Below are 9211 nucleotides of genomic sequence, written 5' to 3'. Positions count from 1 at the left end.
GCCCGCCCTACGCCGCAACCAGCACGAACAGTGCGCCCGTCATACCCGTTACGCTGCTCGACGAAGGGGGTCCCTTTTGCACGCCGATAGGGGGTCCTTTTTGGACGCCGATTGACACTACGGTTCGCCAGCCGTTCATAAGCCTGTCGCGCTGACGATCCGCCTGGGCCTCAACTACCAGTCGGACATCGCCAACCGTGAAAAGCCGCTGACGGACCTTCTCGTCGCCAACCTCGACATGGCGGACGACCGCTACATCGAACGCATCGTGATCGAGCGCGATCAGTCGATCGAGGGCGCCATCGTCACTGTTGAGGGCAGCTATGCTGGTGAGCCCCGCCCCATTGGCGAGATCATCAAGCCCATCATGGCGCGCATCGCTGAGCAGGTGGAGCAATGAGCGCGATCGAGGCGGAATACGCCCTGATCGGCGGCTTGGTCTATGACAACCGGCGCATTGACGCGGTTGCCGACATCCTCGCTCCTGAGGACTTTGCCGACCCGTTCCTCGCTCACACCTACGGTCTTATCGTTTCGGAACACAGCCAAGGCCGCGCCGCCAACCCGGTGACGCTGCGCCCGCTGCTCAATGGCCACAGCGGATACGCCACCATCGGCGGAGATCGCTTCCTTGCGGGGCTAATCGTTTCGGAAAGCGCCGCAACGCCGACGCTGGATACGGCCCGCCTCATCGCACGACTGGCGAAGCGTCGCCGGCTGGTGGGTGGCCTGACCGCCAGCGCCGACATGGCGAAGGACGGCGAAGCGACCGTCGAGCAGATCATCGACGCTGCCGACAGCGCGATTGTTGAAGCCACCTACGACGCACAGAGCGCCGTTGAGCTGACTGGCGCCGCATGCGTCGGCAAGCTCATGGACAGCTTCGGCCAGCCGAAGAAGGGCGTAAAGTCCGGTACGATCCCGTCGATCGATAGCTTGCTTGGCCCGATCCGCAAAAAGCAGCTGGTCATTATGGCTGGGCGCCCTGGCATGGGGAAGACGGCTGCGGCCCTGTCCTATGCCTTGGGCGCTGCTCAGGGCGGGCACGGTGTCCTGTTCGTCAGCCTCGAAATGAGCGGCGAAGAGCTGGCGGGCCGCATGGCTGGCGATCTGTGCTTCGACGGCCGAGGTGGCGTACCTTTGGACGACATCCTTGCAGATGACCCGACCCAGGCCACAATCCGCGCTGTCGGGGCTGCCATGGGCATGCTGGAAGACATGCCGCTCCGCGTGATCGACACGGGTAAGCTGACGATCGGTCGGCTCGGCATGATGGTGCGCCGCCACGCCCGAAGGATGGCCGCTCAGGGCCACGAGCTTGAACTGGTGGTGGTGGACTACCTCCAGCTGCTTTCGCCCGACACGAAGGGTCGCAGCGCCTATGAGGCCGTCAGCGAAATCAGCCGAGGTCTGAAGGCCATCGCGAAGGACGTGGGGGTAGGCATTGTCGCCCTCGCTCAGCTGTCCCGTGAGGTAGAGAAGCGTACCGATCGCCGGCCGCAGCTCAGCGATCTTCGTGACAGCGGGCAGATCGAGCAGGATGCCGATGCGGTCCTCTTCCTCGTCCGCGAGGAATACTACCTGCGCCAGAACCAGCCCGAGCAAGGCACCGCCGAGCGGGCCGATTGGGAAATGGCGCTGGCGGCGGTCGAGAACCAGATCGAGTTCATCTGCGCCAAGCGCCGCAACGGCCGCACTGGCAGCGGCAAGGGGCAGTTCTTCACGCGGTTCCAGGCGGTGCGGGGATGATTACTGCAGACAACATTCGCGCCATGCTGGCCGCTGGCCTCACGGCCGAGCAAATGCTTTCCGTAGTCGAGCACTACGAGCGCATCGTCGCGGCTCAGGACGCCGAGGAGGCAGCAAAGCCAAAAGCTCGTTGTAGGAATGCCGAGCGGCGCGCGGCGCTTGGTCTATCCGACTGGGAATGGCGGAAACTCCGCGCACGGATATTGGCTCGCGACGGTCATCGGTGCGCGTACTGCCATAGCACTGGCGACCTTCATTGCGATCATATCATTCCGCTCGCCCGCGGCGGCACGAACGACCCCGATAACCTCGAAGCGGTCTGCCGCATTTGCAACACAAGCAAAGGCGCCAAGACGCCTGAGGAGTGGCTGCGATGATAGCCGAAGCGGTCAAGCACATGCTGGCGGCTGGAATGCCCCACGACGCGATCGTCGCCGCGATTGTCGACATGGAAAGCTGTATTGCGCCGTTTGAAACGCGGTCAAAGGGGGCGATCCGCCAAGCACGATACGAGGAACGCAAGCGTCAGAAAGCGTCAGAAAGCGTCAGGTCTGACGCGACCTCCTCCCCTGAGGTTTCCCCCAATGATATATATTCTAACCCCCTTCCTAACCCCACCACTGGCGCTGAAGCGCCTTCGAACCTTGCCCAGCGCGTTGTCGAGGCTTGGAACGAGGGGCCGGGGAAGCGAGGCGCCACCACTGCCAAGCCCCTCGATGCCGGTCGCCGCAAATCCCTGAGCCTGAGGCTGAAGGAACATGACGAAGCGGAGGTATTCGAGGCGATCAGCAACATCGCTGCGAGCGACTTCCACTGCGGCAAGAACGACCGTGGGTGGACCGCGAACATCGGCTGGCTGCTGAAGAGCCCGGAGAATTTTCAGAAGGCGCTGGAGCTTCAGCCGCGATCGCTGCCGGCCGGTGCGAACTGCAACCAGCCTACCGACTTGGTGCAGGAAATCCTGCGTCGGCAGAGGACGGCATGAAGTGCCCGCAAACACTGGCACCCCGCCGCGGCGCGAGCTGGTCGACGTCCGCTTTCGCAACGGCACTGTCGCGCGCGGCATCAAGCCATCGTCGTACCGCTGGTCGATTGGGGACTGTGCGTACCCCGCAAACTACGCCTTCGACATCATCGACTGGCAGCCGGCCAAGCCGTGACGCGCGAGGGATTGAAGCCGGAACGGGCGAGACGCGTCAGCGGCTCGACGGCGCAGCCGCGAAAGCCCGGTCCGTCAGGACGCGCCCTAACACAGTCGGGTTCATCCATTTGCATATCGGGAGGAAGTGAAGATGGGACAGTACCGCAAGAAGCCGGTCGTGATCGAAGCGGCGCAGTGGCATATGAACGGAGACCATCCGGACGATTACGCCAAGAACGTGGATGGCTTCGAGGGCGGCGAACATCGCACTTGGACCGGCAGCGAGGCGCAGGCACTCGGCTGGGAAGGACAGGTTGTTCGATATTACCGAACGCCTGAGTGCCCCGGCGATCGCCAATGCTCACAGTGCGGTGATGTCTACCATAACCATGGTTGGATCGACACCCTCGAAGGCGGCCACATCGTATGCCCTGGCGACTTCATCATCACGGGCGTCAAGGGTGAACGCTACCCCTGCAAGCCGGATATTTTCGACGCGACCTACGAGCCTGTTTCCACCCCTGACACCGGGAGGAAGTGATGGGAGAGAAGCAGGCCCTAGCGAAGGTTCTCGCGATGATCGGCGCCCCCACCGATGGCGTTGAGACGCTGCACGATCGCGACATCATTCCGATCAACTTCGAGGTGTCCGGCCGCGATCTGAAGGCATGGCATCGTGCGCTCGCCACCCCCACCGATACGAAGCCCGCGGGAGAGGGGGAAGGCGCATGAGGAAGAACGCTTACGTCCGCGTCCGCCGGCTGGATCAACGGCCTGAGCGGGTCTGGGCTTTCGCTGAGGACAGGGGCGAAACCGGCATCGACTTTTACCAGATCACCAATCCGTTCTTCGGCCGGGATGCGCGCATGCAGTCATGGAGGCGCCCCCTATGACCAGCCACGCACATCAGGGAGACGCAGCATGACGACCCAACAGACGAAGGTGGTCAAATCCTGCCGAAAAGGCACCGTACAGCGCGAAGTGGCGCGCGGACCATATGCGTATAGCCTAGCGCCGGTTTCGGCTTTCCTTGCGCCTTATTTCGCGATCCATCCGGTCGCCCACCCCACCCACACCAATAATCGGGGAGAGTAGGATGCGCCGTCCTGACGGATACCCGCTGCCTTGGTGCCAGGAGCTAGGCGTTGCCTACTGGCGCGCTAACTACGTGTGGTGTTGGCGCTCCAGCGCCTGGGCGGAATGGCAATCTACAAAATCCATGGCCCAGATCATTCCAGTCTTGCGCTGGGTTCTGGGGCTTCATGGCGAGAGGGGGTAATCATGAGCCGCAAGAACAAACTCCGTGTCGGTCAGCCGCTCGGCAGCCGCTCGGCATCAGGGCGCAAGCGCGACCGCGCGCCTATCCGCGTGGAACCCTGTGAAGGGGTGCTACGGCGCCGACAGGCCTATCAGCTGGTCGCCAATGACACGGACACCTGCGACGCGCTTGGGCGGGCCTATTCCGCCGGCCTGCTGGGCACGGGTGAACACGCCAAGTCGCTGATGATCGCCGGCCGCAAAATCGCAGGGCAGTATTGGCGGGTGCTGGGCTTCCCAACCCCGGACAGTCTGGCACGCTTCCAGCCGCGTGCGCCGTCGACGCCGATGGACCCCGAGCGCGAGAAGATCATGGAGGCGGCGTTGAACGACGGCCTCGCCATGGTCCGCGCACTGTCCCGCGATCACCGCCGCGCGTTCGATATGCTGGTGATCGATCCGAACCCGGATTGTGGCCCCGCGTGGTTGGATCGGATTGTCTATGCCCACCGGCGCGGTGAGGCGCCACGGGAAGCCGACTTGGCTTTCCTGCGGCTGGCTAAGGAAGGGCTGGAGGTGCTGGCTTGAACTTCGCCCGCATTTCTGGCACTGCGTCACAGTGCGCTCATAGCGCTTCCAACCGGCCCGCCATTGTGTGGGCCTTTTTCGTTTCAGGAGCAAAGCATGGCTGGTGCTGATACACCGGCGGAAACACCGCGCAATCCAAACCTTCGCCCACCTTGGCAGCCTGGGCAGTCGGGCAACCCAAACGGGAGGCCGAAGGGAGCGCGCACCAAGCTTGCGGAAGACTTCTGCCAAGCGCTGCTTGATGATTTTGCAGAGGGCGGGATCGATGCCATCCGCATCATGCGAGCAGAAAAGCCGAATGAATATGTTCGCGCCATCGCCAGTGTGATCCCGAAGGAAATCGACGCCACCATTAATGGCGACCTCTCAGATGAGTTGAAAGCGTGGCTGGGTCTGACTTCCTAACCCTCGCCGCGCGCCGCTGGCCTGATAAGCGAGCAAGGCTTGCGGATGGATTTTACCGCATCAAAGACAAGGAAGGTAACACCGTCCCCTTTTGTATGAATGGGGACCAAGCCGAATTTATTGATAATCGTCACGGCATGGACATCGTTCTGAAGGCAAGGCAAAAGGGGTTCACTACTGTCATTCAGCTCGACATGCTTGACGACTGCCTGTTTATTCCAAACACCGGCGCTGGGGTTATTGCGCATAACCTAAATGACGCAAAGGCATTTTTTGCCGATAAAATCAAGTTTGCTTATGACAAGCTGCCGCAGGAATTTCGAGATATCGTCAGCGCCCAGCAGGATGCCGCAGACAGCATGAAGTTCAGCAATGGGTCGAGCATCCGCGTCGGCACGTCGCTTCGCTCAGGGACGCTTCAGCGCTTGCACGTGTCGGAATATGGCAAGCTGTGCGCCAAATATCCTGAGAAGGCCAAGGAGGTGAAGTCCGGCGCCTTCAACACCGTTCAGGCGGGTCAGCGTATTGTTGTTGAAAGCACGGCCGAGGGGCAGGCCGGCCACTTCTACCAGCTCACGCAAGAGGCGCAGAAAAAGCAGGACGCCGGCACGCCGCTGACGGCGCTCGATTTCAAGTTCCACTTCGCGCCATGGTGGACCGCAGCGGAATACGTTCTGTACGAGCCTGTCACGATTACGAGCGAATTTCAGGAGTATTTCGACAAACTTGAAGCCGAAGACGGCATTCACCTGCGGCCAGAGCAGAAGGCTTGGTACGTCAAGAAGGCCGAGCAGCAGGGCGGCGAGATGAAGAGGGAATATCCCTCGACGCCTAAAGAGGCTTTCGAAGCCAGCATTGAGGGGGCTTACTTCGCCAGTGAGATGCGCCGGGTTCGCAAGGAAGGGCGCATTTGCCGCATCCCGATCATGGATGCCCCGGTCTATACGACCTGGGATCTTGGTCTCAACGACAGCATGACGATTACGTTCTGGCAGGACCATGGTCTAGAGCGCCGCGCAATCGACTATTACGAGAACAGCGGCGAGGGTTTCGGCCATTACGCTGCCGTCCTAAACCGCAAGGGATACAACTACAGCCGGCACTACATGCCGCACGACGCCGATCAACGCTCGCTGACTGATGTTGCAGAGCCGCGCCGGGTGCATGCCGAGCGTGCCGGCATCAGGCCGATCGACGTGCTGAAGCGGATTGAGACTGAACAGGCTGGAATCGACGCTAGTCGGGCTTTCCTGTCGTCGGTCTGGTTCGACGAGGTGAGATGCGCCCGTTTGATCGCCTGCATGGATAACTACCGGAAGGCTTGGGACGACAAGCAAGGCGTCTTCAAGAGCTACGCGCTGCATGACGAGTTCAGCCACGGATACAAGAGCTTCGAAAGCGCCGCTGTGATGGAGCGCGCCAAGCCATCTCGCAAGATCGAATACCGCAGCCGCAACCTAGCGCCGGCATAGGAGACGCCATGCTACCCGTTGTCCCCGACGACTTCCGCAACTTCTTGCGGGGGGAGGCAGAACGCGCCCGCGACACAACGCTGGAGTCTGCCCGCGCTGTGGCGATCCGCGCCTATCAGGGCGAGCCTTACGGCGACGAGGAAGAGGGCCGATCGCAGGCTGTAACGCGTGATGTTGCCGAGGTGACGGACATCATGCTCGTCGGCATCCTTGGAACTGTGTTGGCGGGTGGCAAGGCGGTGGAGTTCGACACGGAGCCGGAGGACGTACCGGCGCCGACCGAGGAAGACCCGGAGGCGACGCGACAGATCGACTATGGCGCCGAAGCCACTGCCGCAGTCCACTACCAGTTTATGCGCAAGCAGCCGGGCTATCGCATCATCCACGATGCGGCGAAGGCTGGCATGCTCGAAAAGACGGGTATCACCAAGACCTACGCTTACCCACAGCGGCCGGTGCCCACCGTTGTAGAGGCCCCAGGTGGCGCAATAGAGGTGGACGGCGATACGCTGACGCTGGAGGGGTATTCGGTCGTTGACTTCGAACCGGTCGACGCGGCTGAGGCTGAAATAAACCCGGTGGAGGCCACGCACCGTGTCACGGTGCTGGTCGAACAGCCGCCGGTCATCCGCGATCTGAACGTCCCCAACGAATGGTTCCTGATCGCGGCGGATGCGGTAGAGTTGGATGAAGCCGTCTACGTTGGCGACAAGCGGCCTGTCAGCGTGTCGGACCTAATCGCCATCGGGTTCGAACGCGAGGACGTGGAGCCGCTGTGGTCGTCAGCCGAGGACAACAGCGTCGTGCAGTCAGCCCGCGATGCAGAACGCGGCCAGACCAGCCATAGCGTCGGTCAGCGTGTCGGCGTGCAGAAGCAACTGTGGCTCCACCACGAGTTTCCGCTGTACGACCTCAACGGTGACGGCGTCGCCGAACGCCTCGACGTCATGCGGATCGGCTACCACGTTCTGAGCGTGAAGGAAGCGGACGAGCAGCCCTACAGCGGGTGGACGCCGATCCCGATGGCGCACCGCTTCACCGGCCAGTCCATGGCGGACAAGACCATGGACATCCAGCGCATCCGCTCTGTGCTGCTGCGGCAGGGGCTGGATAGCATCTATCTGTCGAACGCGCCGCGCACGTTGTTGCCGCAGGAAGGAACGACGGACGACACGATCGATGATCTGCTGACGGTCCGGGCCGGGGCGATCATCCGCTACAAGGGCGCCATCGCCCCTACCCCTTTTGCGCAGAACGACACGTCGCCCACGTCGTTTGCCGCCATGGATGCGATCCGCGGCGAGCGAGACGCGCGCACCGGCGTTACGGCGCAATCGCAGGGCATGAACCCGGATACGCTTAACAAGACCGCGTCAGGCATGGCGATGCTCCAGCAGAACGCGGACCAGATTGAGCTGTACGTCACACGAAACCTGGTCGAGCAGTTGATGCTGCCGATGTTCGGAAAGCGCTACCGGCTGATGCGTCAACACCTTGCCCCGTTCCGCATGAAAATCGACGGGCAATACCGCATGGTCGACCCGTCAAAGTGGCCTGAAGACCCGGATATGCAGATCAATGTCGGCCTTGGCACCGGCAGCAAGGACCAGCGTATCGCTTATCGCATGCAGCTGGCAGGCATGCAGGCCCAGCTTGCCGCGTCGGGATCGCGGCTGGTGGGCGAGCGCGAGGCGTTCAACAGCATTCGGGCCTTCGTGGACGATACGTCGCTCGGCGTCGCCACGGACTTCATCAAAGACCCCAGCACCTTGCCGCCCGAGCCGGAGGGACAGCCGGACGCCGCGACAATCGAGGCGCAGGGGAAAGCTCAGAATGAGGCCGCAAAGATCGCAGGCGAGCAGCAGCTGAAGTTCTACCATGCGGATACCGATCGGCAGGTTCGCCTTGCGGGTGTGGATGCTGATGCGCAGATCAAGCGCGAGGCGACCGATGCCGAATTGCAGCTGAAGCGCGAGCGCGCCGATGCGGAGGCTGCATTGGCAGTGCGCAGGCAGAACTTCGACATGGACTTGGCGGAACGGCGCTTTGCGTTCGAGCAGACGATGGCCCGGTCGAAGGCAGTGGCGAACGACGATGGCGGCGGCCTGCCTGCCTACCGCCCTGGTGGGGAGTTGGATCAATGAGCGAAGCCCTGACCCGCATCGCGGAGGCCGAAGCGGCCAAGCTGGCATGGGATCGCTTCGTCGCCCCTGCCCTCGCGACCCTGCGCGCCGACTACATGGCAAAGCTGACGGACGAGGCCGTGAAGCCCATGGAAGGCCGCGCCCTTACCGCCGTGCAGAACCTGTCGATCGCGCTGCGGGTGACTCGCGAGGTCGAGAACCAGATCCATTCGATCATGATGGACGGTAAGGCTGCGCAGGCTGAGCTGACGCGCGCTGGCGATATCGCTCGCCTAGAACCTGAAGCGCGTCGCTATGCAAGGTACTGACTACGTCCTTCCCGACGCATACCGCCGCCTGATCGAAGCGCAGCGCTACGTAAGCGAGGCAGAGCGGTTGCAGATCGAGGAAGACGACAAGCGGGAATCGCTGGCCCACAAAATCAGGCGCCGCTTGCCGAAGGTATATTGACGTCG

At 62.2% G+C, this 9211-nt stretch carries 13 protein-coding genes; all 13 read left to right on the top strand.

All coding sequences use genetic code 11. The features are described from left to right. Nucleotides 1-238: 238 nt before the first annotated feature. On the top strand, nucleotides 239-400 hold the full coding sequence (locus ACP690_RS15660; protein WP_426261509.1) for a hypothetical protein: 162 nt from the start codon (nucleotides 239-241) through the stop codon (nucleotides 398-400). Beyond that, on the top strand, nucleotides 397-1749 hold the full coding sequence (locus tag ACP690_RS15655; protein WP_426261510.1) for a replicative DNA helicase: 1353 nt from the start codon (nucleotides 397-399) through the stop codon (nucleotides 1747-1749). The genes ACP690_RS15660 and ACP690_RS15655 overlap by 4 nt, the downstream gene beginning before the upstream one ends. After that, the gene (locus tag ACP690_RS15650; protein WP_426261511.1) at nucleotides 1746-2126 is read left to right on the top strand and encodes an HNH endonuclease; all 381 of its coding nucleotides are present in this window, start codon (nucleotides 1746-1748) and stop codon (nucleotides 2124-2126) included. Before ACP690_RS15655 ends, ACP690_RS15650 begins: the two co-directional genes overlap by 4 nt. After that, nucleotides 2123-2734 (top strand): hypothetical protein, encoded by a 612-nt coding sequence (locus ACP690_RS15645; RefSeq protein WP_426261512.1) that lies wholly within the window; start codon nucleotides 2123-2125, stop codon nucleotides 2732-2734. Before ACP690_RS15650 ends, ACP690_RS15645 begins: the two co-directional genes overlap by 4 nt. Nucleotide 2735: 1 nt before the next feature. After that, nucleotides 2736-2909, top strand: a complete 174-nt coding sequence (locus ACP690_RS15640) for a hypothetical protein (protein ID WP_426261513.1) — start codon at nucleotides 2736-2738, stop codon at nucleotides 2907-2909. Nucleotides 2910-3041: 132 nt separating this feature from the next. Then, complete coding sequence (locus tag ACP690_RS15635) at nucleotides 3042-3431, top strand: hypothetical protein (protein ID WP_426261514.1); 390 nt, start codon at nucleotides 3042-3044, stop codon at nucleotides 3429-3431. 35 nt (nucleotides 3432-3466) lie between these two features. Further along, nucleotides 3467-3622: a hypothetical protein gene (locus ACP690_RS15630; RefSeq protein ID WP_426261515.1), complete on the top strand. Its 156-nt coding sequence runs from the start codon at nucleotides 3467-3469 to the stop codon at nucleotides 3620-3622. Between the two features lie 549 nt (nucleotides 3623-4171). After that, entirely contained in the window at nucleotides 4172-4735 is a 564-nt protein-coding gene (locus ACP690_RS15625; protein ID WP_426261516.1) for a hypothetical protein, read from the top strand. 96 nt (nucleotides 4736-4831) lie between these two features. Continuing rightward, the gene (locus tag ACP690_RS15620) at nucleotides 4832-5140 is read left to right on the top strand and encodes a DUF5681 domain-containing protein (protein WP_426261517.1); all 309 of its coding nucleotides are present in this window, start codon (nucleotides 4832-4834) and stop codon (nucleotides 5138-5140) included. Next, on the top strand, nucleotides 5119-6612 hold the full coding sequence (locus tag ACP690_RS15615) for a terminase (RefSeq protein WP_151895431.1): 1494 nt from the start codon (nucleotides 5119-5121) through the stop codon (nucleotides 6610-6612). Before ACP690_RS15620 ends, ACP690_RS15615 begins: the two co-directional genes overlap by 22 nt. A gap of 8 nt (nucleotides 6613-6620) precedes the next feature. After that, on the top strand, nucleotides 6621-8756 hold the full coding sequence (locus tag ACP690_RS15610; RefSeq protein WP_426261518.1) for a portal protein: 2136 nt from the start codon (nucleotides 6621-6623) through the stop codon (nucleotides 8754-8756). Continuing rightward, nucleotides 8753-9064 carry a hypothetical protein gene (locus ACP690_RS15605; protein WP_063685035.1) on the top strand — a complete coding sequence of 104 codons (312 nt, stop codon included), beginning with the start codon at nucleotides 8753-8755 and terminating at the stop codon, nucleotides 9062-9064. Before ACP690_RS15610 ends, ACP690_RS15605 begins: the two co-directional genes overlap by 4 nt. Then, complete coding sequence (locus tag ACP690_RS15600) at nucleotides 9051-9206, top strand: hypothetical protein (RefSeq protein WP_426261519.1); 156 nt, start codon at nucleotides 9051-9053, stop codon at nucleotides 9204-9206. The genes ACP690_RS15605 and ACP690_RS15600 overlap by 14 nt, the downstream gene beginning before the upstream one ends. The last annotated feature ends 5 nt before the right edge of the window (nucleotides 9207-9211 follow it).

Source organism: Sphingomonas sp. DC4900 (assembly GCF_049896485.1).
Taxonomy (GTDB): Bacteria; Pseudomonadota; Alphaproteobacteria; order Sphingomonadales; family Sphingomonadaceae; genus Sphingomonas; species Sphingomonas aquatilis.
The sequence above is the reverse complement of the archived record's forward strand: the minus strand, read 5'-3'. Positions and strand labels throughout refer to the sequence as shown.